This window comes from Nocardiopsis chromatogenes YIM 90109, assembly GCF_000341185.1.
In the GTDB taxonomy this organism is placed as follows: Bacteria; Actinomycetota; Actinomycetes; order Streptosporangiales; family Streptosporangiaceae; genus Nocardiopsis_A; species Nocardiopsis_A chromatogenes.
Genome location: NZ_ANBH01000113.1, coordinates 37,308 through 57,716, shown reverse-complemented (window position 1 = coordinate 57,716; position 20,409 = coordinate 37,308). Strand labels below are relative to the sequence as shown.

Annotated in this window: 24 protein-coding genes; 7 read left to right on the top strand and 17 right to left on the bottom strand. The window is 72.2% G+C overall.

The window, feature by feature from the left end; all coding sequences use genetic code 11:
• A partial coding sequence (locus tag D476_RS0111440) for a LacI family DNA-binding transcriptional regulator (RefSeq protein WP_239648679.1) occupies positions 1-967 on the bottom strand: 967 nt, incomplete at its 3' end.
• 130 nt (positions 968-1,097) lie between these two features.
• On the opposite strand from D476_RS0111440, the gene D476_RS0111435 reads away from it, so the two are divergent.
• The gene (locus tag D476_RS0111435) at positions 1,098-2,405 is read left to right on the top strand and encodes an MFS transporter (protein WP_017624087.1); all 1,308 of its coding nucleotides are present in this window, start codon (positions 1,098-1,100) and stop codon (positions 2,403-2,405) included.
• Between the two features lie 44 nt (positions 2,406-2,449).
• On the top strand, positions 2,450-3,145 hold the full coding sequence (locus tag D476_RS0111430; protein WP_017624086.1) for an alpha/beta fold hydrolase: 696 nt from the start codon (positions 2,450-2,452) through the stop codon (positions 3,143-3,145).
• Positions 3,146-3,182: 37 nt separating this feature from the next.
• Here the strand turns inward: D476_RS0111430 and D476_RS0111425 are convergent, their stop codons facing one another.
• Entirely contained in the window at positions 3,183-4,127 is a 945-nt protein-coding gene (locus tag D476_RS0111425) for an FkbM family methyltransferase (protein WP_026123422.1), read from the bottom strand.
• A gap of 248 nt (positions 4,128-4,375) precedes the next feature.
• Here D476_RS0111425 and ychF point away from each other — a divergent pair, with 248 nt between their 5' ends.
• A complete protein-coding gene (gene ychF, locus D476_RS0111420) occupies positions 4,376-5,470 on the top strand; it encodes a redox-regulated ATPase YchF (RefSeq protein WP_017624084.1) in 1,095 nt (364 codons plus the stop codon).
• Between the two features lie 76 nt (positions 5,471-5,546).
• Here ychF and D476_RS0111415 read toward each other — a convergent pair whose 3' ends face one another.
• Positions 5,547-5,954, bottom strand: a complete 408-nt coding sequence (locus D476_RS0111415) for a VOC family protein (RefSeq protein WP_017624083.1) — start codon at positions 5,952-5,954, stop codon at positions 5,547-5,549.
• 240 nt (positions 5,955-6,194) lie between these two features.
• Between D476_RS0111415 and D476_RS0111405 the strand changes: the two genes are divergently transcribed.
• Positions 6,195-6,401 (top strand): hypothetical protein, encoded by a 207-nt coding sequence (locus tag D476_RS0111405; RefSeq protein ID WP_086002633.1) that lies wholly within the window; start codon positions 6,195-6,197, stop codon positions 6,399-6,401.
• A gap of 51 nt (positions 6,402-6,452) precedes the next feature.
• Here the strand turns inward: D476_RS0111405 and D476_RS0111400 are convergent, their stop codons facing one another.
• The 14 genes from D476_RS0111400 to D476_RS0111335 form a co-directional block, all read right to left on the bottom strand.
• Entirely contained in the window at positions 6,453-7,115 is a 663-nt protein-coding gene (locus tag D476_RS0111400) for a hypothetical protein (RefSeq protein ID WP_026123421.1), read from the bottom strand.
• Positions 7,116-7,289: 174 nt separating this feature from the next.
• Entirely contained in the window at positions 7,290-7,682 is a 393-nt protein-coding gene (locus D476_RS0111395) for a PIN domain-containing protein (RefSeq protein ID WP_017624080.1), read from the bottom strand.
• On the bottom strand, positions 7,679-7,945 hold the full coding sequence (locus D476_RS0111390) for a hypothetical protein (RefSeq protein WP_017624079.1): 267 nt from the start codon (positions 7,943-7,945) through the stop codon (positions 7,679-7,681). The genes D476_RS0111395 and D476_RS0111390 overlap by 4 nt, the downstream gene beginning before the upstream one ends.
• Positions 7,946-8,086: 141 nt before the next feature.
• A complete protein-coding gene (locus D476_RS0111385; RefSeq protein ID WP_017624078.1) occupies positions 8,087-8,875 on the bottom strand; it encodes an ABC transporter ATP-binding protein in 789 nt (262 codons plus the stop codon).
• 31 nt (positions 8,876-8,906) lie between these two features.
• On the bottom strand, positions 8,907-9,995 hold the full coding sequence (locus D476_RS0111380; RefSeq protein WP_017624077.1) for a FecCD family ABC transporter permease: 1,089 nt from the start codon (positions 9,993-9,995) through the stop codon (positions 8,907-8,909).
• Positions 9,992-11,032 carry an ABC transporter substrate-binding protein gene (locus D476_RS0111375; RefSeq protein WP_040726061.1) on the bottom strand — a complete coding sequence of 347 codons (1,041 nt, stop codon included), beginning with the start codon at positions 11,030-11,032 and terminating at the stop codon, positions 9,992-9,994. The genes D476_RS0111380 and D476_RS0111375 overlap by 4 nt, the downstream gene beginning before the upstream one ends.
• Before the next feature lie 277 nt (positions 11,033-11,309).
• Entirely contained in the window at positions 11,310-11,576 is a 267-nt protein-coding gene (locus D476_RS0111370; RefSeq protein ID WP_017624075.1) for a Rieske (2Fe-2S) protein, read from the bottom strand.
• On the bottom strand, positions 11,573-12,496 hold the full coding sequence (locus tag D476_RS0111365; protein WP_204366981.1) for an iron-containing redox enzyme family protein: 924 nt from the start codon (positions 12,494-12,496) through the stop codon (positions 11,573-11,575). Before D476_RS0111365 ends, D476_RS0111370 begins: the two co-directional genes overlap by 4 nt.
• Positions 12,493-13,290, bottom strand: a complete 798-nt coding sequence (locus tag D476_RS0111360) for a dihydrodipicolinate synthase family protein (protein ID WP_017624073.1) — start codon at positions 13,288-13,290, stop codon at positions 12,493-12,495. The genes D476_RS0111365 and D476_RS0111360 overlap by 4 nt, the downstream gene beginning before the upstream one ends.
• Positions 13,287-13,790 (bottom strand): DUF6190 family protein, encoded by a 504-nt coding sequence (locus D476_RS0111355; protein ID WP_017624072.1) that lies wholly within the window; start codon positions 13,788-13,790, stop codon positions 13,287-13,289. Before D476_RS0111355 ends, D476_RS0111360 begins: the two co-directional genes overlap by 4 nt.
• The gene (locus tag D476_RS0111350; RefSeq protein WP_017624071.1) at positions 13,780-15,006 is read right to left on the bottom strand and encodes an aminotransferase class I/II-fold pyridoxal phosphate-dependent enzyme; all 1,227 of its coding nucleotides are present in this window, start codon (positions 15,004-15,006) and stop codon (positions 13,780-13,782) included. The genes D476_RS0111355 and D476_RS0111350 overlap by 11 nt, the downstream gene beginning before the upstream one ends.
• Positions 15,007-15,499: 493 nt before the next feature.
• A complete protein-coding gene (locus D476_RS0111345) occupies positions 15,500-16,183 on the bottom strand; it encodes a DsbA family oxidoreductase (RefSeq protein WP_017624070.1) in 684 nt (227 codons plus the stop codon).
• A 35-nt stretch (positions 16,184-16,218) separates the two neighbouring features.
• The gene (locus D476_RS0111340; protein ID WP_017624069.1) at positions 16,219-17,001 is read right to left on the bottom strand and encodes an oxygen-binding di-iron domain-containing protein; all 783 of its coding nucleotides are present in this window, start codon (positions 16,999-17,001) and stop codon (positions 16,219-16,221) included.
• A gap of 14 nt (positions 17,002-17,015) precedes the next feature.
• Positions 17,016-17,996: a DMT family transporter gene (locus D476_RS0111335; protein WP_017624068.1), complete on the bottom strand. Its 981-nt coding sequence runs from the start codon at positions 17,994-17,996 to the stop codon at positions 17,016-17,018.
• A gap of 105 nt (positions 17,997-18,101) precedes the next feature.
• Between D476_RS0111335 and D476_RS0111330 the strand changes: the two genes are divergently transcribed.
• The 3 genes from D476_RS0111330 to D476_RS0111320 all read left to right on the top strand — a co-directional run bounded on the left by D476_RS0111330 (position 18,102) and on the right by D476_RS0111320 (position 20,407).
• The gene (locus D476_RS0111330; protein ID WP_017624067.1) at positions 18,102-18,737 is read left to right on the top strand and encodes a TetR/AcrR family transcriptional regulator; all 636 of its coding nucleotides are present in this window, start codon (positions 18,102-18,104) and stop codon (positions 18,735-18,737) included.
• 303 nt (positions 18,738-19,040) lie between these two features.
• On the top strand, positions 19,041-20,009 hold the full coding sequence (locus D476_RS0111325) for a conjugal transfer protein (protein ID WP_017624066.1): 969 nt from the start codon (positions 19,041-19,043) through the stop codon (positions 20,007-20,009).
• A gap of 80 nt (positions 20,010-20,089) precedes the next feature.
• Positions 20,090-20,407, top strand: coding sequence for a hypothetical protein (locus tag D476_RS0111320; RefSeq protein WP_026123420.1), 318 nt, complete (start codon positions 20,090-20,092; stop codon positions 20,405-20,407).
• The last annotated feature ends 2 nt before the right edge of the window (positions 20,408-20,409 follow it).

The following is a 20,409-nucleotide window of genomic DNA, read 5'->3' as shown; positions in this document are numbered from 1 at the left end:
CGCCCCCCCCCAGCCGGTCCGCCGTCTCGGCGGGCGCGTACTCGGCCCGCAGCGCCACCGACGTCAGCCGGGGCCGCAGCATTCCGCACAGCGGCAGGTTGTCGGCCCCCCCCAGCCGCACCCGGCCGGGCACCTCCACCCCGGCATCGGACAGGGCCGACAGCAGCAGGCCCGTGTGCTCGTCGTTGTAGCCGAACACCCCGTCGGGCAGCCCGTCGCGGACCCACGCGCGCACGATGCGGCCCGCGTCCTCGGGGGTCTCCTCCATCGGCGTGCGCCGCACGGCCGGGCCGTCCCCGCCGCCCCCGTCGTCCCCGCCTCCGGCGGCCTCACGGAGCCCCTCCTCGACGCCCTCGGCCCGTGCCTCGCCCATGGCCTGCAGCCCCGGCTCGGCGGGGACCACGGCCGCCACGTCCCGGCATCCGCGCCCGGCCAGGTGGCGTCCGGCCGCCGCGCCCATGCCCCGGTGGTCCATGACCAGCGTCGGCAGGTCGGGGTCGGGCGCGCCGCCGGAGGCCACCAGCACCGTCCCCGACCGCCGCATCAGGTCCTTGGCGGCGTCGGTGAGCCGGTGCCCCTCGGCGATCACCGCGGCAGGGCGCAGCCGCGCCCACCGGCGGGCCGCCCGTACCCCGCGCGAGGCGCCGTCGCCGTGCAGGACCAGGGTGAAGCCCCGGTTCTGCAGCTCGTCGGCGAGACCGGCCAGGAACCGCGCCGCCAGCGGGCCGAGCGTGACCGCGGGCATCGCGTACACGACCAGGTCGCTGCGGCCCGTGCGCAGGGAGCGCGCGCTTGCGTGCGGGACGTAGCCCAGCTCGTCGGCGGCCTCGGTGACCCTGCGCCGCGTCGCCTCGGGGATGCGCGTCCCCGGGGTGTCGTTCAGGACGTAGGACACCGTCGCCGTGGACACCCCGGCCTGCCGGGCGATGTCGGTAATGGTCGGTGGACGGGATCGGGTCGCACTCATCGGCTCCATTGTGCCGCGTCGACCCCGTTGACGCGGCGGGCGCGGTCGCTTAGGTTAAACGTCTAATCAGCGCACGACCTGGGGGGATGCGCCGACCGTTCACGCCGTAGCCGCGCGAAGGAGACCTCCCGTGCCCGATACCTCCCCCGTACCCCCGCCCCCACCCGCCGCCGGGCCCTCCGGAACCGCCGTCCCGGCGTCCGGCCGCTGGGGGCGCCGCGGCCTCTCCCGGTTCCTCACCCTCTACGCCGTCGGGAACCTCGCCCTGTACGCCATGTACCTGGGGGTGGTCAGCATCCTGCTGCCCGTCCAGGTCGAGGCCTTCGACCCGGGCTCCAAGGAGATCAACCTCGCCGTCGTCACCGGCGTCAGCGCCGTCTTCGCCACCCTGTTCAACCCCATCGGCGGCATGCTGTCCGACCGCACCCGCACCCGGTGGGGGCGGCGCAACCCGTGGATGCTCGGCGGCGCTCTCGGCGTCGTGGCCTTCCTCGCCGTCATGGGCCTGTCCCCGGCCCTGTGGCTGCTGGCGGTGGGCTGGTGCGTCGCCCAGGCCATGGGCAACGTCTACCAGGCCGCCATCACCGCCACCGTGCCCGACCGCGTGCCGCCCGAGCGGCGCGGCAGCGCCTCGGCCGTCATGGGCATCGCCCAGTCGCTCGGCATGGTCGCCGGTAGCCTGGTCGCCGCCCGCTTCGTCGGCCGGCTCGAACTCGGCTACATCCTGCTCGGTGCCGCCCTCGTCGTGGTCGCCGTGCTCTTCACCGCCCTGACCCACGACCCGCGCGGCGACGAGCTCCCGGCCCGCTCCACCGGCGGCCCCAACCCGCTGGTGCAGCAGCTCAAGGGGTTCGGCTCGGCCCTGCGCAGCCCCGACTTCACCTGGGCGTTCACCAGCCGGGCCCTGATGATGATGGGCTTCTTCGCGATCCTGGGCTACCAGGTCTACATCCTGTCCGACTACATCGCGCTGCCAGAAGGGCTTTCCCCGACCGACGCGGTGCCCGTCCTCACCATCGCCAACACCGTGCTCACCGTGGCCTGCACCGCCGTGATCGGGCCGGTGTCGGACCGGATCGGGCGGCGCCGCCCCTTCGTGCTCGTCGCGGGGCTGATCGCGGCCTCGGCCACCGTCGTGCCCGTCCTCGTGCCCACCTTCACCGGCATCCTCGTCTGGGCGACCATCGCCGGGGCGGCCTTCGGGGTGTTCATGGCCGCCGACCACGCCATCGTCACCCTCGTGCTGCCCGCGGGCGGGGACGCCGCCCGCGACCTGGGCGTGCTCAACATCGCCAACGCCGGTCCGCAGATCATCGCGCCGTTCGTGGCGGGCGGGATCGTCGTGGTGTTCGGGGGCTACCAGTACCTGTTCATCGTCGGCGCGCTCCTGTCCCTGCTCGGGGCGCTGGCCATCACCCGTGTCAAGGGCGTCGCCTGACCGGCGGCGCCGTTCACCGACCACCGAGGGAAGGGTCCACCACCATGCGACTCAACGTGCACACCGGCGGCGACGGCGAGCGCACCGCGCTGCTCGTCCACGGCGCCATGGCCGACCACCGGACCTGGCACGCGGTCGAGGGCGCGCTCATCGAACGCGGCTACCGGGTCGTCGCCCCGGACATGCGCGGGCACGGCCTGAGCCCGCGCGGGGAGTACACGCCCGAGCTGCTCGCCGCGGACCTGGCCGAGAGCCTGCCCGAGGGCGCCGACCTGGCCATCGGCCACTCCATGGGCGCCCTGGCGCTGTCGTCGGCCGTCGAGCGCCTGCGCCCGCGGCGGGCGGTCTACTACGACCCGGGCTGGCAGTTCTCCGCCGTGCGCGCGGGCGACCTGGCGGCCATGCGCACGATGGTCGCCGCCGCGTCCCCGGCCGCGATCGCCGAGGCCAATCCGCGCTGGAGCGAGGCCGACGTGCAGGCGGAGGCGGCGGGGTTCGCGCTGTTCGACCCGGAGTTCTTCGCGATGGTGGAGGCCTGCGCGGGGAGCGACTTCATCCCCGAGCGGCCCGTGGTCCCCTCACTGGTGCAGCTGGCCGACCCCAGCTTCACCATCTCCCCCGAGGGGGCCGACCGGCTGAAGGAGCGCGGGTTCGAGGTGCGCGTGGTCGCCGGGACGGGGCACTGCAGCCACCGGGACGACTTCACGGCCTACATGGAGAGCCTGCAGGGCTGGATCTAGGCGCGGAGGCCCGGGAGAGGCCGCGTGCCCGGGGCCGTCATCGGCAGTCGTCGATGGCGGCCCGCCACGCCTCCGCGCTGGACCACAGGCCCTCGGGGGTGGGGGTGGGGGCGAAGAGCCACATGCCGCCGCGCCTGGAGGCCCCCTCGGAGATCGACGGCTGCGGCGAGTACGGGGGTCTGCCGGAGATCCGGTACCAGTGGTAGTCCAAGGGCTCCAGCAGGGCGGTGAGGCGCTGGCCGATGCCGTACCCGGGGCGCACCTCGCACAGCACCCAGGGGCGGAAGCGCCGCAGCACCTCCAGGCTGCCCGAGACGACGTCGGGCTCGGACGCGCACGTGGAGATCTTCACCACCGACGGCAGCACCCCGGCCTCCTCGCGCCAGTGCGACAGCGGCCGCACCGGAACAGTCACCCGGCCTGCCGCGGGGCCCGCGCCGGGCAGCAGGGAGTTGGAGGCGTCGTCGGGGGAGAGGCGCAGCAGGCCGGTCCCGCTGTGGTTGCTCAGCGCCAGCTCCACCACGTCCATGTTGAGCCCGTTCTCGGCCGCGATCACCCGCGCCGCGCGCGCGGCGCGCGGGGCGGGCTCGAACGCGACCACCCTGCGCCGGGTGCGCGCGGCGGCCAGGGCGCCGTACACGCCCACGTTGGCGCCCACGTCGAGCACGGTGCCGGGGCGGGCGTGCTCCAGCACCGCCAGGAAGCAGGCCAGCGCGTCGGGCCGGTACCCGGGCAGCCCGCGCGCGTGCAGGCGGCCGGGGGTCCACAGGTCGCCCGGCGCGCACACGCGCAGCGCGTCGGGGCCGGTGCGCGGGGCGCCGGCGCGGCGGGGCAGCGGCAGGTCGAAGCGGCGCACCCGGGGCGGAACGCGCTCGGGGTCGATGCCGCCGAGACTGATGGGGAGCCGGATCCGGATCCTCCGCGTGGCGTGGCGCACCACCGGGTGGCGTTGGACGAACGCCCGGACCTGCCCTGCAACCATTCTCGATCCCCCCAGTCGATACGGTCGGTGCGCGCATACCCCTGACCGGGGTGAACGTGCGGCAGGACACGAACGTACTGCGCGGTGTCGCAGAGCGCAGGGCATTTCATCCGAAGATCGACGATCTGTAACCGAAAAGTCCCCCATCGCCGCTCCAGGGTGCCGCAGGCCCACGGAGCGGGCGTTCGGGGTGGTCGGGACACACGGACGGCGAGGACAGGGCCCCGGCGCAATTAGACTCGGGGGCTGTGAGTCTGTCTATCGGGATCGTCGGGCTGCCCAACGTCGGCAAGTCCACCCTCTTCAACGCGCTGACCAAGAACGACGCTCTGGCCGCGAACTACCCGTTCGCGACCATCGAGCCCAACGTCGGTGTCGTGGGTGTGCCCGACCCACGGCTCGACAAGCTCGCCGAGATCTTTGAATCCGCCAAGACGATCCCGGCCACGGTCGACTTCGTCGACATCGCCGGTATCGTGCGCGGCGCCTCGGAGGGGGAGGGGCTGGGCAACCAGTTCCTCGCCAACATCCGCGAGAGCGACGCCGTGTGCCAGGTGATCCGCGTGTTCAACGACCCGGACGTCACCCACGTCGACGGCGGCATCGAGCCCTCGCGCGACATCGACACGATCAACACCGAGCTGATCCTGGCCGACATGCAGACGCTGGAGAAGGCGCTGCCGCGGCTGGAGAAGGACGCCAAGCGCAACGCCAAGGACAAGGGTGCCCAGGCGGCCCTGGAGTCGGCGCGCGCGGCGCTGGCGGTGCTGGAGTCCGGCACCAGCCTGTCGGTGGGAGCGGCCGAGGGGGGCGTGGACCTGGCGGCCGTCCGCGAGCTGAACCTGCTGACGGTCAAGCCGTTCCTGTACGTGTTCAACCTGGACAGCGACGAGCTGGCCGACGAGGCCCTGCGCGCGAAGCTGTCGGAGCTGGTGGCGCCGTCCGAGGCCATCTTCCTCGACGCCAAGATCGAGGCCGAGCTGGCCGAGCTCGACGACGACGAGGCCGCCGAGCTGCTGGAGTCCATGGGCCAGTCCGAGGCGGGCCTGGCGCAGCTGGCGCGGGTCGGGTTCTCGACCCTGGGCCTGCAGACCTACCTGACCGCGGGCCCCAAGGAGTCCCGTGCCTGGACCATCAAGAAGGGTGCGACGGCCCCCGAGGCGGCCGGGGTCATCCACACCGACTTCCAGCGCGGGTTCATCAAGGCCGAGGTGGTCTCCTACGACGACCTGGTCGAGGCGGGCACCATGCAGGCCGCGAGGTCCGCGGGCAAGGTCCGCATGGAGGGCAAGGACTACGTCATGTCCGACGGCGACGTGGTGGAGTTCCGCTTCAACGTCTGAGCCGCCGTACGCCGCCGCAGCGGCCGAACCGAACGTTCGGGCACGTCGATCCTGGGGATCGGCGTGCCCGTTCCTGTCACCCGGCCTGGTCGGCGAAGCGGGTCCGGGCGGCTTCGGTGGTCGGGGTGAAGAGGTTGACCAGGTTCCCGTCGGGGTCGCGGACGAGTAGGGAGCGGTTGCCCCAGGGCATGTCCGTCGGCTTGTTCACGAACACCTCGACGGTGTCCTGGAGGGCCTCATAAGCCGCGTCGACGTCGTCGACGAGGAAGTCGAGGGTCACGCTGCGGTTCGCGCGGGCCTCGGCGGCGTCCTCTCCGAGCAGTGGCACCGTTGCGGAGCTCGCGATCGCGAGCGTGCCGGTCGGGGTGCGGATCTCGGCGAACATCGGGTGGAGCCGCGCGGCGGTGATTCCGGTGGCGGCTTCGTAGAACGCGACGAGCGCGTCCACGTCGTCGGTGATGATGCGAGTAGCTGCGAGCTGCATGGTCGTCTCCTCCTGCGATGGACGTGAAGGCGGAGGCGACGTTACGGAGCAATGCGGACGGAGTATGTCCGGTATGGAGGCGGGGGCGGCGTCATGACGAAGGCTGAGCGCAGGCCCCATATCGGCGTCGCGCTCATGCATGCGGCGCAGGGCGTGGGTGGCGTCGACGACCTCCCGGTACCTGATCGAGGCGACGTCGCACGGGCGTGGCCGTTTCCGTGTACCGGCACAATGTGCGCCATGGATGAGCGCCGAGTCATGCCGACCGATCCCGATGCCGAGGCCGCCCAGGGGCGCGTCGCGCTGTGGCTCGATCCGGAGGACCTGCGGTGGCTGAGGCACCGCTGCGCCTGTGACGACGACACCCCCGACGAAGAACGCGACCGGTGCGCACGAGTGAGGTTCCGGGCGAGCGCGGCGCTGCACAAGGCGGGTCTCGAAGGGTGACTCACCGAGACGGGCGGACCCCACTTCGGCCTTCGCTGGACGTTGGCCCGGCTACGTCACTGTGAGAACGGGGCGCGGGGCGTCGGGGGTGAGGCCGCCCTCGGCGGCGATGCGCAGGGCCGGGGCCGGGTCCTCCACCCCGCACATCCGCATGAAGGCCTCCAGCTCCGATGGTGCGAGCGTCCCGGTGGCCGCGGCCTCCAAGATCTCGGTCACCGGCTCCAAGGAGGGGTTCCCGACGCACCCGGACTTCTTCAGGTCTTCGGGGGTGCCCATGGTGCCGACGACGCACAGCCCGTCGTCGAGGTCGTCCGGGTACGCCGTCCGGCCCCAAGTACCGTCGGTCCACCAATAGAGGAAAGAGGGCTCCCACGATCCCTGAACCGTCGAGTCGAGCAGATTGCGCAGCCATCGCAGCGGCAGCCTCTCCGGGGCGCCGGCCAGCTTGTCGACGAGGCCCTCGTACTCCTGGCAGCGGTACCCCAGGGGTTCGTTTCCGGTGAGCACGGCCATGTCCTCGCCGAACCAGGTCAGGCGCCACCACGTGCCGTCCTCGGGGTCCATCAGCAGCCCCTCGCCGTCCAACGAGTAGAGGTGAAGCGCCTCCCAGGGGGCGGCCGCTGCGGTCGCCGCTCCCAGTACCCCGTGGGCCCACAGCATCGGTGCTGGAGGCAGGTCCTCAGGTCGGCCGGGGTGGTGGATACCGGATGCCATGGTTCGCTCCCTCGCTTCGTCGGCATGCCTTCGATGCGGGGGAGAGGGGAACGGTTGCGTCCGGCCCGGAACATGTATGAAGCTCCGCTACGTCACCTTGAGGACGGGGCGCGGGGCCTCGAGGGCGAGGCCGCCCTCGGTGGCGGCGTGCAGGATTGTGGGCTCGTCCCGCCCCTAGACGGTTCGAAAGACAGGGGCAGGTTTCAGGCCCTGGGCGTCGATGAGGGCGTGGATGTCGTCTGGGTCGGAGGTCCAGATGATGGCACCGAGGGCGGCTGCCATGACGACAACTGTGGCGTCGACGATGTCGGCCGTTCTGGACTTGCCGCAGAGGACCCCCGCCGCCTTCGCGATCTCGAGCTCGACGGGAACGACACGGCATCCGGCGAGGAACTTGCCGAGTCTGACCTGGCGGCGTGCGTCTCGCCACGCCTGGGCGACGACGACGGATGGGATGTGGACGTCCCGCCCTTCGGCAGGAGCCACTGAGTGGCGGGCCCACATATCGCCGTCATTGTCATTGATGGCGATGAGTGCCTTGGGGTCGTACAGGTAGGGCACGTTCACGCGGCTGATGTCCCCCTGCTGCTCAGGTGTTCGGCGTCGGCCGCGGCCATCTCGGCGCGGGCCGCTGCGAGCTCCTCAGGTGTGAAGGCCCCGTTCTCGGCTTCCCACTCCCGCACCACGGCCCGACCTGCGCGCAGCCGGAGTTCCCGCTCCACAGCCCCTGCCACGAGGCTGGAGAGCGGAATTCCCTCCTCCTCGGCGGCACCTGCAAGAGCCTCGAACAGGGAATCATCGAGCGTAATGGTGATCTTCTTGGCAGCCATACTTTGACCATGCCTCTATATGGCACCGGGTGGACGGCTCTCGTATGAAATAGCGCGTGGTTCAGCAGTGAGGAGCCCGCCCTCTGGCGGTGGCGGGCGCCCACGAGGTCGCCCGCAGGCCGCCCCCGGCGGGCCGGGGGCTTACCGCGCCGCCGTGCTCGGCACGCGTCCCGGGGTGAAGCCGATCTCCGGGCGGCCCGTCCCGGGGTTGGTTCTGACAGTGGCGTTGACCTCGTAGACCTCCGCGATCAGCTCCGGCGTCAGGATGTCGGCCGGTGCGCCTCCGGCGACGGCCCGGCCCTCCTTGAGGACGAGGACGGAGTCGCAGAACATCGCCGCCAGGTTCAGGTCGTGCAGGGCCACCACCGTCGTCACCGGCAGGTCGGCCACGAGCTGGAGCAGTTCCAGCTGATAGCGGATGTCCAGGTGGTTCGTCGGCTCGTCCAGAAGGAGCTCCCTGGGCTCCTGTGCCAGCGCGCGGGCGATATGGACGCGCTGGCGTTCTCCTCCCGACAGGCGGTGCCATAGTTCGTCTGCCTTGTCGGAAAGGCCGGTCCTCGCGAGCGCGTCGGAGACGGCCCGGGCATCGGCCCGCCTGTCGCCGCCGAACGTGCCGCGGTGGGGGATGCGGCCGAGGGCCACGATGTCGCGGACCGTGATGTCCACGACGGTGTCGGCGTGCTGCGTCACGGTGGCGATCGCTCGCGCCGCGTCCTTCCGGGACAGCGCAGCCAGCGATGCGTCGTCCAGCGTGACCGTCCCGGACGTGGGCCGCACCGCCCCCGACAGCAGTTTGATGAGGGAGGACTTGCCCGAACCGTTGGGACCGAGCAGCCCGACCGTCTCCCCGGCCCGCGGCTCCAGGGTCACCCCGTCGACGACGAGCCGACCGCCGCGGCTCCAGCCGACCTCCCGGGTCCGCAGAGTCACACCGGCCTCCTCGTCAGTCGGAACGCAGGGGTCACAGCGACCTCCTCCGGCGGAACATGATGGCGATGAACACCGGGACGCCGACCAGCGCGGTCCCCACCCCGACGGGCAGCGGCGAGGGGGAGAAGGCGACGCGCGCCGCCGCGTCCACCCACACCATGAAGACCGCCCCGACCAGCGCCGTCACCGGGACCAGGCGGGAGTGCACCGGCCCGGTCAGAAACCGTGCGGCGTGCGGCAGCACCAGGCCGACGAACCCGATCGCCCCGGCCACGCTCACCATCGTCGCCGTGAGCAGCGCGGTCACGGTCATCAGGGTGATCCTGGCCCGCCGCACCGACACCCCCAGCGAGGAGGCGACCTCGTCACCGAACGCGAACGCGTCCAGCACCGGCGCCCGCAGCAGGCAGAAGACCACACCGGCGAGCACGACGGCACCGCACAGGGCCACATCGTCCCACCGCACCCCTTCGAGGGAGCCCAGCAGCCAGAACATCACCCCGCGCGCCTCGTCCGAATCGGCGAAGGCGAAGATGACGAACGAGGTCAGCGCGGAGAACAGCTGCGTCACCGCGATCCCCGCCAGGATGACCTTGTCATTGGTGCCGCCCGCCAGGCGCGAGATCAGCAGCACCACGGCGAACGCCGCGACCGAGCCGGCGAACGCTCCGCCGGAGACCCCCAGCGCGAACCCGCCGATGCCCACGATCCCCACCAGAACCGCTCCGGTCGAGGCGCCCGAGGAGATCCCGAGGACATAGGGGTCGGCGAGCGGGTTGCGCAGCAGCGACTGCAGGATCACACCGCACAGTCCCAGACCGGCCCCGCACGCCGCGGCCACCAGCGCCCGGGGCAGGCGGTCGTCCCACACGATGGCGTCCTCGGAGACCCGCACCGGGATGTCCGTGAACCCCAGGTGGTTGAGCACGATGTCGCGCACGTTGACCAGGGAGACGTCCGCGGGCCCCAGGGTGATCGCCACTCCGATCGACGCCAGGAGCAGTGCCAGCGCCCCCGTGCCCACGCCGAGGAACCGCAGAGACGAGCCCCCGGCGGGTCCGGCCGACGGCGCCGGGGCGGACGCGGTGCGCGACTCGACGGGCGAGGCGTCGAGCGTCACCGCGCCTCCTCGAAGGAGCCGAGCCCTTCGGTGAGGTCCTCCAGCCCGTCGACGATCCGGATCGAGGGGTTCATCTCGGCCCCGTGCAGGGCGATGAACCGTTCCTCCTCGACCGCGTCCATGTCCTTGGTGAGGGGGTCGCTCTCCAGGAAGTCGATCTTCTCCTGGAGCTGGTCGCCCGGCGCCCGCTCGCGGCTGAGGTCTCCGAGCACGATCACGTCGGGGTCCCGGTCGACGAAGGCCTCCCACGTCGTGGCCGGCCAATCGTCCTCCTCATCGGCGAACACGTTCTCGGCGCCGACCTCGTCGGCCAGGAGGTTCGCCGAACCCCGCCCGCCTGCGACGTAGGGCGTCTTCAGGTCCGCGAACCAGAACGCGATGGTGACGTCGGAGCCGTCGACGCCCTCCAGGGCCGCTCGGCGCCGCTGTTCGAGTTCGTCCACCAGGTCCTCGCCCCTGCTGGGGACGTCGAAGATCTCGGCCAGCTCACGGATCTCCTGGTACAGCGAATCGAGGGTGAGCGGGGCGGTCCGGGTGCCGCCGCCGTTGATGCTCGTGCCGCCGTCGCAGTCGGTGGGGGAGAGATAGGTCGGGATGCCGGTCTCCTCGAAGCGGCTCCGCTCGGCCACCCCTCCCTGGGCGAAGTGGCGCCCGAACGAGGCCGTCACCAGGTCGGGGTCGGTGTCCAGGGCCACTTCCCAGGAGGGCGCCTCGTCCGCCAGCCGGGGGACCTCCTCGTTGGCTTCGGCGAGGTTCTCCCGCACCGGGTCGGTCCACGACGCGGTGCCGACCATGCGGTCCTCCAGCCCCAGCGACAGGAGGATCTCGGTGGACCCCTGGTCGAGGGAGACGGCCCGCTGAGGCGCGTGCTCGATCGTCACTTCCCGGCCGCAGTTCTCCACGACCAGGGGGTACTCGGTCGCGCCTTCCCCGGCGGCGGCCTCCTGCTCCGGAACGGGTTCGGACTCCCCGCAGCCGGCCGTGGCCAGCAGGAGGAGGACGGACGCCCCCGCGGCGAGAGAAGCGCGTATCACCATGACCACCGCTCAACAGATCCGGTTCGGGACCATGCGCCCGAAATGCCCAACACGGCGATGGCTACCTTAGCCTAGCCTTACCAATGCCCGCGTCGCGGTATGCCGGAAAATCGGGCCCCGCCGGATGGTGGGGGCGCTTTCGGCCCGACGGAAGCCGTCGACGTGCACATGGCGCCGAATCGCTGCAGGACGGGTGCAGGACGAGCGACCGCCTGAAGCGAAGCGGACGGGGCCCACACGCTCCCTTGGGTGTGGGCCCCGCTCTTCTCCTGGAGGGCTACTGCTCGACCGGCTCTCCGGACAGGTCGGAGATGATCCGCAGGGCCCTGCACGATGGACCCGCGCTCACCGAACCGTCCCTCAGGTCGAACACCGAGTGGTGCAGCGGGCACCGCACCTTCAGTACCGTGCCGTCCACGTGGCCGAACCGCAGCAGGCCGCCCCTATGCGGGCAGTGGGCCTCGGCCAGCAGCCTTCGGCCTCCCGCCTCGATCAGCACCATGTCCTCGGTGACGGGGCGGACAGAGGCCCCGCCGCCGCTCACGAGGGGGCTCCCGCCGCCCGCGCGCGTTCGACGGCGGCCTCGAAGGCCGCCCCGGCCACCGCGCCGGTCAGTTCCACGCCCGCCCAGACCTTGGCCGTGTCCAGGCCCCGCTCGGTGTCCAGCGCCTTGAGCGCCGCACGCATCTGGCGGCTGTGGTAGCCGTCGATGTACAGGTGCTCGGTGTAGTACGCGTGCTCCGACAGCCCCAGCCGCTCGGCCGCCTGCCGGTAGCACTGGAACGCGTACAGCACGCTCGACTCGAAGTAGGCGTAGCCCCCGAGGAAGTACTCCGGCTCCGGCGCGCGCGACGCCAGCCAGTGGAACAGGTTGACGTAGGCCAGCGATTCCGGCGCCGCCCTTTGCACGTAGTGCTCCAGGTCCAGCGTCATCCCCAGCCCGGTCAGCAGGTCCCGGTACAGCCGGGAGTGCGCCTTCTCCTCGCTGCCGCACCCCAGCTCGTCGATGAGCACCCGGAACACCGCCAGACCCGAGGGGAACGCCAGCCGCGCCACGACCGGCAGCAGCGTCTCGGACTCGGTCAGCCCGTCCACCGCGAACTCGGCCGCGACCACCTTGAGCTGTTCCAGGCCGGCCTCCTCGGCCACGAACCGCGCGGCCTCGTCCTCCGCCGCCGCTTCGGCCGCCAGCCGCCCGCGCAGCGCGGCCAGCAGCGCCGCCCGGTCCGGCAGGTCGGGCGCCCCGGCCTCGAACCGCGCGGCCATCGGCCCGATCCAGCGCTCCTCCAGCGCCAGCGTCTCCGCGTACTCCTCGGCCGTGGGCACCGTCCTGTACAGGCGGTACAGCCGGAGCTGGTCGCTGTCGGCCGCCCTCGCGCGCGCCATGGCGGTGTCGGGGGCGGCGGGTGCCCCGCTCGGCACACCCGGCATCCCCGGCACACCCGGCGCCGTGCTCGTCGTCATGACCCGTCCTCCTCTCCTGCGGGCGCGCATTCGTCCTCGATCACGCCCCTGCGCGCGAGCTCCCGTTTCACGCGCAGGTACCAGTCGTCGCGGAACAGCCCGAACAGCTCGCACACCGCCACCACGATCCGCTGCAGCGGCTCGCCGGGGTCGGCCAGCAGCGTGTTGCACAGCCCCGGTTCGAGGTTGGCCAGCGGCCCGATCAGCCCGTCCACCGCGGGCGTCGACGCCACCCGGTCCTCCCACCCCTGGAACACCGGGACCCCCGTCCCGGCGGCCACCAGGGCGCGCGTCAGTTCGGCCTTCCCGCTGGACTCCTTCACGGCGGCGACGCCGGGCAGGTCGCAGATCCGCAGCAGCGTCACCAGGGACGCCCGGTTCTGCGACACCGGCTCCTCGTTGTAGACGACGATGGGCAGCCGGGTCCCGCCCTGCAGCGTCCGGTAGTGCGCCACCATCTCGTCCTGCCCGACGCCCGCCCCGAACGGTGTGGTGGCGGCGACCATGTCCGCCCCCAGCGCCTCGGCCATGCGGGCCCGGCGCAGCACGCAGGGCGTGTCGGCCGCCTGCACCCCGGCGATCACCGGGAGCCCGTGGGAGTGCGCGACCGTGAAGGAGACCATGTCGCTCCACTGCTGGTCGGTGAGGCGCCACCCTTCTCCCGAGCTGAGCACCGGCATCAGCGCGGACACGTCCGCGTGCACGTACTCGATGAGGGAGGCCGTGCTCTTCTCCGAGACGCGGCCGTGCCCGTCGTAAGGGGTGATGAGCGGAACCACGGTCCCGGAGATCACAGCTCATCCCTCCCCACGCGCAGCGCGAGCGAGATGCGGTAGAACGGCTCCAGCCCGCCCGGGAACCGGGGTTCGCCCTCCCCGGCCTGTGCGGGCACCACCGGCAGGCCGGGCCGCGCCAGCAGGCGCGCGGAGGCGGTGTACAGGGTCCCGCCGCTCTCCACCACCTGCCCCAGCAGGAGCCGCTCGTGGTCGGGCAGCCCGTCCAGGGCCGGGTCCTCCCAGGCGCGCCGGGTCTCCTTCTCCGTGTACCCGGTCCGGTCCACGCGCAGGTCCGTGTGGAGCCGGTCCATGAAGGGGTAGTAGGCGTCCTGCTCGCCCCTGGGACGCCTCCACACCAGGGCGTCGCACAGTCCGACCTGTTCCAGTCCCATGCGCACCCGCGCCGCGGGCCGCTCCAGCGCGCGGGCGAAGAACGCCTTGCAGCCGCGGCGCACGCGCTCGTCTTCGTGGTGCATCCCCATGAAGAGGGCGGCGTCCACGAACACCTCACCGCTCATGGCGCATCAGCACCTTCCGCATGCGGTCCATGGCCAGGCGGAACATCTCCGGCTCCCGGGCCAGCGCCACCCGCACGAACCGCTCGCCGCGCTCGGGTGCGCTCCAGTAGAAGTAGGTGCCAGGCAGCACGTACACCTCTTCGGCCAGCAGCTCGTCCTGCAGCCGGGAGGCGGTCAGGCCGCCGGGGCGGATGCGGAACCAGGCGACGCTGGTCTCCACCATCGGCTCCTGGTACTCCAGTACCGGCCCGTGCAGGGCGTTGCGGGCGGTGGCGGCGTTCTCCCGCACGATCCGCCGCACCGACCCCATCGCGTCCTCGATGGAGTCCTCCACGTACCGGGCGACCACGTTGAGCACGAACGGCGAGACGTTCAGCAGCACGCTGGTGTGCAGGTCGTAGACCTCCCGCTGGAGGGACCCGCCGGCGGTGAGCAGCGCGCACTTGGCGTCCTGCAGCGGCCACGTCTTGCCGGTGTCCTCGATGGCCAGGTAGTCGATGTCGGACTCCTCCAGCAGCGCGTACACGTCCGCACGGGCGCCCTCGGCCGCCAGCGCGAACGAGGCGAAGCAGAAGTCGAGCACGAGCAGCCGCCCGTGGTCGGCGCAGAACCGCACCACCTCGCGCAGCCCCTCCATGCCGCCGGAGGCCAGGGTGAACCCGGTCGGGTTGTTCGGGTCGACCAGGTAGACCGCGTCGGCGGCGCACCCCTCGGCCAGCCGGTCGTACACCCGCGCCGGGTCGGCCAGCGACTCCTCGGCCAGCGCCTCCAGCGGGACCTGCATGTTGCGCAGCAGGTCGGTCAGGTTGTCGAAGCAGGGCTCGACGAGCGCCACGGACATGCCGTGCCGCCGCAGGTACATGGCGGCCACCATGGTGGACACGCTGGCCGAGTACGACAGCAGCGCCCGGTCCATGCGCAGCGCCGTGGGCTGGCGGTGCAGCCGGAAGAAGGCCGACCGCAGCCGGTCCTCGAAGTAGGCCTGCGTGTGGTCCTCGGACTCGTGCCACAGCTCGGTGAGCCGGGCGACGATCTTCTCCTGCTCGGGCGACTGCCGCTGGTGGGTGTGCGCGTCCGCCAGGTTGTACCGCGTCCTCAGCGCCCGGATCTCGTGCTGGGTCAGGTCGGTCGCGTCCTGTCCGCCGGGGTTTCCCTCTTCGTGCAGCGTGTTGAGGAAAGCGGACACTTCGTTGTCGGTGATTCCGGCCTCGGTCACGTCTTCGCGCCTTTCTCGATTTCGGAGGACGAGCACGGGCGGTTCGATGTGGACACCCGTGATCACCTGCTCGAACGCCTTGAAGTCTATGAACGGAGGCGGCGCTTTAGGGCCTTTCGCCCTGACCTGAAACGGACGCGTCCGGCGCCCTGCAAAATGGCCGCGCCGCCGGTACACTCCCGCGCTCGGCCGAGAATCCGGAGATGAATGCGACGCATTTCCGTGTCCACTTCACATATGAATGGGAAAAACGGTGCGGAGGGGTCTTCGGAGCGGTCTTTCGGCGCCTGGGAACCGGGGACCGGGCACGTCCGGATCGCGGGGGCCCGGACACCCGGTCGGCCGTCGCGGGGGCGTGGCAGGAACCGGCAACGCACGGGAACGGGGGACGCACACGACGAGCCCGCCGGGCCCCATGGGCTCCGGCGGACTCGCGATGCGGGTGTGCGGGTCGGTGCGTTCGGGGGCGGTCCCCTCCCTAGGCGGCGGCTCCCTAGGCGGCGGCGCGGCGGATGATGGCGTCGTACACCGACGGGTCGTCGGAGGCGACCTCGGGCCACCCGACGCCGTAGTCCCCGGCCCACCCCACCTCGATGCCGGGATTGGCCACGTCGCCGCCGTCGGCGAAGAACAGGTGCGGGCTGCAGTTCACCCGGTCGGTGGCGGCCGTCTCCGCCTGGTCCGACAGGGTGCGCCGGGCCCTCCCGTCGTCCAGCGCCTCGGCGATGTGCGCCGCGTCCACCCCCGCCGCCTTGGCGCAGTCCAGGATCACCGCGCGGTCGCCCACGCACCGCGACTCGGCCCAGAACGCCTTGCGCAACGCCAGGTCCAGCCGCTCAGAGGCATCGAGCCCCTGCGCCTTGGCGGCCTGCACCGCCTCCAGTGCGGGCAGCGTGGTCGTCGGGTACAGCCAGTCGGGCGACTGCCAGAGCTGCCACCCGGCGCCGGGCTCCATCGAGGCCATGCGCCCCACCTCGCTGTCGGTCCCCGAGCGCGGGCTGGGGCCGCCGTTCAACAGCTCCAGCGGGAACGCGCGGTGGTCGAACCGCACCTGCTCGTCGAGCCGCGCGCGCCTGCGCGCCTCGTGCAGCCGGTGCACGGCTATATGGGCGAAGGAGCACCAGATGTCGCTGTAGACGACGATGGTCCCCGGCGTCACGTCGATCGGGTCCTGCATGGGTCATGTCCCTTCGGTCGTTCACCTGCGGTCGTTCAGGGCGCGCTCGCGTCGAGCGCGCCCTCCAGGTCGGCTTCGGGCAGCCACGGCGGGAGCAGGGGCAGCTCGGCCATGGCCGCGAACAGCCGGTCCATCCCCCCTTCCACCGGCGGGGCGTGGGCGCTGAGCATCCGCCGCGGGCGCAGCCCCCGCAGGGCCGCGACGGCGGTCGCGAACCGCTCCTGGTCGACCATCGCCGTCCACGGGGCGATGGCCCGGTTGAGGATCGAGAAGCCGGAGAAGAAGCGCTCCTCGCCGTGGTCGAAGGGGTGCTCGGCCGGGCCGGGCAGCACGGTGCCGAAGCTGTCCGAGGCGAACAGCGACCCCGTGGCCGAGTCGAGGACCGCGAGCGTCCCCGGGGAGTCGAACACCGGCGGCCGGTGGAACGACAGCACGCGGTCGGCGGTCTCCAGGCGCCCGCCCGGGTTGGCGGTGACGACCCGCCCCTCGGGCAGGGAGAACTCCTCGCTCAGGCGCACCGCCGACACCGGGCTGGTGACCAGCCGCGCGCGCGGCGCGGCGCGCAGGATGCGCATCAGCGCCCCAGTGTGGTCGCGGTCGTCGTGCGTGACGACCACCCACCGCAGGTCGTCGGGGTCCACGTGGGTCCACAGCATCGCCTCGAAGGCGGCGGAGTCCACCGGCATCCCGGAGTCGACGAGCACGGGCTCGCGCCCGGCGGCCAGGTAGCCGTTGACCGGCTGCAGCCCGAGGCCGGGGATGGGCAGGTCGGAGGGCAGGGTGGTGATCCCCGGCCCGGCGCGGTAGGGCTCGCGCATCGGTCCTCATCCCCTCACAGCAACTGGATGGCGAGCGCGCCGGCGGCGAGCAGGGCCAGGCCCCCGGCGCGCGGCGGCGTCACGGGCCGCTTGGGCAGGCGGAACAGGCCGTACTGGTCGACGGCGGCCGAGGTGAGCTGCAGCCCGGCCACGGTCAGCGCCACCGTCACCGCGGCGCCGATCTGCGGGATCAGCAGGAAGGTTCCGGTGACGTAGCCCGCCGCGCAGGCCCCGCCCAGCCACCCCCACCAGGGCATGTGCCGCAGCGGCGCCAGTTGCGGCCGCGGGGTGCGCCCGGTCGCCAGCAGCGCCGCCAGCACCGCGGCGATGGCGAGCGTGGCCACCGTGAAGCTGACGACGGCCACCGCCAGCGGCTCGACGAGGGTGCCGCGCAGCAGCGCGTTCACTGCCCCTTGCACCGGGAGCACCGCGCCCGCCGCCAGGCCCAGGACGACCCACCCGGCCAGGGACGGCGGCCGCCCGTCGCCGCCGGAGGGGGCCTTGACCGCCAGACCCCCGCCGCCGGGGGAGGCGGCCGGGGCCGCGGCCCGCGTCTGGGAGCGCACCACGACGGTGATGCCGGCCAGCACGGCCGCCGCGCCGGCCGCCGTCCCGACCGACAGGGGCCGCTGCTCGACCCCGAGCACCCCCGAAAGGTCCAGCGCCACCGACGCGAGCATCTGCCCGGACACGAACAGGCCCACGGTGGTCACCGCCCCGAGCCGGGGGATCAGCAGGATTCCGCTGGTGATGTAGAAGGGGCTGGCCAGCCCGCCCAGCAGGTGCCACCAGGGGGCCTCGGGCACCTGCCCGAGCGCGCCGAGCGACCCGGTGGCCAGGCCGAGCGCCAGCAGCAGGCCGGTGGCCACGCACAGTTGGACGGTCGAGGCGCCGTAGGGCGTGCCCACGGCCTTGTTGAGCTGGAGGTTCACCGACGCCTGGACCGCGAGCAGGCACCCGATCAGCAGGGCGGCGGCGAGCAGTGCGATGTGCATGGTCCTCTCCCGGTCAAATGGACATGCTGTCCGCTTGGAGCCTCCATCATGCATCCAAGTGGACATGGTGTCCACATATCCGGCGGAATCCGCTAGCATCGGGGCATGGAGAACGGAGCCGGACACCCCGAGGGCCTGCTGCTCGACGCGCCGTCCGTGGGTGCGCCCGCCGGGCGCCGCCCCCGCGCGGACGCGGCCCGCAACCGCGCGCAGATCCTGGCCGCCGCCCGCCGCCTGTTCGCCGAGAAGGACCCGCGGGCCGTCACCATGGGCGACATCGCCCGCGCGGCTGGGGTCGGCCGCGCCACCCTCTACCGGCGCTTCCCCGACACCGCCTCGGTCGCCGTCGCGCTCCTCGACGAGCACGAGCGCGAACTGCAGGGCGCGATGATGACCGGCCCCCCGCCCCTGGGCCCCGGCGCACCCCCCGACGAGCGCCTGGCGGCCTTCTACGCCGCCATGGTCGACCTCCTCGACCGCCACCTGCCGCTGCTGCTGGGCGCCGAGACCGGCGAGCGGCGCTACACCACCGGCGCCTACGCCTTCTGGCGCGCCCACCTGCGCGTGCTCCTGCGCGAGGCCGGGGCCCACGACCCCGAGGCCCTCGTCGAGCCGCTGCTGGCCCCGCTCGCCCCCGAGTCCTTCGCCCACCAGCGCGACCGCGCCGGGCTGCCCCCCGCGCGCATCGCCGCCGCACTGGCCTGGAGCGCGCGCCGCCTCCTGGGCGGGCAAGTCCGCTGAACGTCACACTCCTGTTGCCGAACGGGCACACGCTCGTTTCCGGTCAGACCGCAATTACCCCATTGACCTCGGAAATCCTCGTGGTTCGATGTGATTCGACCAGGTACGGGGGTATTGGCGGTTCGACATGCCGGGTACATCGTGCGGTTGGTGAAGAAACACCGACGATCATTGGCGACCGAGATCCTGAACAATGCCTCACCATAGGTATGGGGTAGACAGGGCTCGGGCGAAGTCCGGGTGACGCCGTGCCCTCGGACCACCAGTGCCCGGTCCGGTGTGTGGAGAGTTGGGGGAGGCGTGATGGCTCGCAGGTCGACCGCGCGGAGCGGCGGGACCCCCGAAGCCGCCGACGCGGCCGACGGCGTGGGCGGGGGAGCGGGAAGGCGGCCCCGCGCCGGATCCGGCGGCCGCTGGTGGGTCTGGGTCGGCCGCGCCGTCCTGTGGGCCTTCATCATCGTGGTCCTGTTCAACGGCGTCTGGCACCCCCTGCGCGAAGGCATCGCCACCCCCGCCGCCGACGACGACGGCGCACAGGAGGAGCCGCAGGAGGCGCAGTTCCCCGAGGCGGCCGCGGGCGCGTTCGCGGGGCGCTTCGCCGAGCACTACCTGAACGCCGCCGAGGACGGCGACGAGGCCGACCGGGCCGCGGCGCTCGCCGCGTTCGTCCCCGAGGGCGACGCCGATGAGTTCAACGTCCCGGCCGGGTCGCTGACGGGGTCGGAGATCCAGGTCGTCACCGTCACCCCCGAGGACGGCAACAACGCCGTGGTCACCCTCAGCGCGCAGGTCAACGGCGAGCCGATGAGCCTGGACGTGCCCGTCTACGCCGAGGACGCCACCTCCCTGGTGGTGTCCGGCCCGCCCGCCCTGCTGGCCGCGCCGGACAAGGCCGAGCTTCCCGAGGCGCCCGGAGTCGAGGCCGACTCCCAGGCCCGCGAGGAGCTGGAGCCGGTGCTGACCTCGTTCTTCGAGGCCTACGCCGAGACCCCCGAGCACCTGACGCGCTATGTGGAGAACGGCGCGTCGGTGGCCCGCCTCCCCCAGGGGAGTCTGGAGTTCGGGCAACTCGACGACGTGGTGGTACCCGCCCGCACCGAGGTGGGGGAGGATGATGTACGCCAGGCCACGGCGACCGTGGAGTGGCGGATCCCCGGAGGCGGCGGTGAGGCCGCCGCCCTCACCCAGAGCTACCGGATCACCGTCGTCCGTTCCGACGGCGAGTGGTACGTGCGGGACCTCCAAGGGGCTCCGCAGTCCTTCGGCCGCTGAGGCGGCGCAACGGGGTTCCGAGACAAGGAGATCGAAGGCCATGCAGTTCAGACGTGAGGCACGGGAGGACGGCGACTGACATGCTCCCCCTGTTTTCCAGTGTCGTACACGCGGTGTCGGACGCGGTCGGGCCGATCGTGCTCGCGGCGGCCGACGCGCCGCCGGAGGACTCCCTCGACACCGAGGGGCTCGCGGAATGGCTCCGGGGATTCTTCGGGCCGCTGTTCCTCGTGATCGTCTCGGTGGTCGCGATCTTCTTCCTCTTCACACGGGAGATCACCCGGTTTGTCCAATTTGTTCTTCTTGCGATCTTTATCGGAATCGTCTTCTACGTGCCCCAGATCATCGAGGTGACGGCGACCGCCCTCGCGCGCGCCGTGGGCGTTCCGGTCGAGTAGGA

Bases quoted from the DNA above. Each gene is read 5' to 3' on its own strand.
- D476_RS0111320 (WP_026123420.1), top strand. From the start codon at position 20,090: ATGCTCCCCCTGTTTTCCAGTGTCGTACACGCGGTGTCGGACGCGGTC.
- D476_RS0111355 (WP_017624072.1), bottom strand. From the start codon at position 13,790: ATGAGCGGTGAGGTGTTCGTGGACGCCGCCCTCTTCATGGGGATGCAC.
- D476_RS0111335 (WP_017624068.1), bottom strand. From the start codon at position 17,996: ATGCACATCGCACTGCTCGCCGCCGCCCTGCTGATCGGGTGCCTGCTC.
- D476_RS0111405 (WP_086002633.1), top strand. From the start codon at position 6,195: ATGGATGAGCGCCGAGTCATGCCGACCGATCCCGATGCCGAGGCCGCC.
- D476_RS0111415 (WP_017624083.1), bottom strand. From the start codon at position 5,954: ATGCAGCTCGCAGCTACTCGCATCATCACCGACGACGTGGACGCGCTC.
- D476_RS0111430 (WP_017624086.1), top strand. From the start codon at position 2,450: ATGCGACTCAACGTGCACACCGGCGGCGACGGCGAGCGCACCGCGCTG.
- D476_RS0111345 (WP_017624070.1), bottom strand. From the start codon at position 16,183: ATGCAGGACCCGATCGACGTGACGCCGGGGACCATCGTCGTCTACAGC.
- D476_RS0111330 (WP_017624067.1), top strand. From the start codon at position 18,102: ATGGAGAACGGAGCCGGACACCCCGAGGGCCTGCTGCTCGACGCGCCG.
- D476_RS0111340 (WP_017624069.1), bottom strand. From the start codon at position 17,001: ATGCGCGAGCCCTACCGCGCCGGGCCGGGGATCACCACCCTGCCCTCC.
- D476_RS0111390 (WP_017624079.1), bottom strand. From the start codon at position 7,945: ATGGCTGCCAAGAAGATCACCATTACGCTCGATGATTCCCTGTTCGAG.
- D476_RS0111375 (WP_040726061.1), bottom strand. From the start codon at position 11,032: ATGGTGATACGCGCTTCTCTCGCCGCGGGGGCGTCCGTCCTCCTCCTG.
- D476_RS0111365 (WP_204366981.1), bottom strand. From the start codon at position 12,496: ATGACGACGAGCACGGCGCCGGGTGTGCCGGGGATGCCGGGTGTGCCG.
- D476_RS0111325 (WP_017624066.1), top strand. From the start codon at position 19,041: ATGGCTCGCAGGTCGACCGCGCGGAGCGGCGGGACCCCCGAAGCCGCC.
- D476_RS0111425 (WP_026123422.1), bottom strand. From the start codon at position 4,127: ATGGTTGCAGGGCAGGTCCGGGCGTTCGTCCAACGCCACCCGGTGGTG.
- D476_RS0111400 (WP_026123421.1), bottom strand. From the start codon at position 7,115: ATGGCATCCGGTATCCACCACCCCGGCCGACCTGAGGACCTGCCTCCA.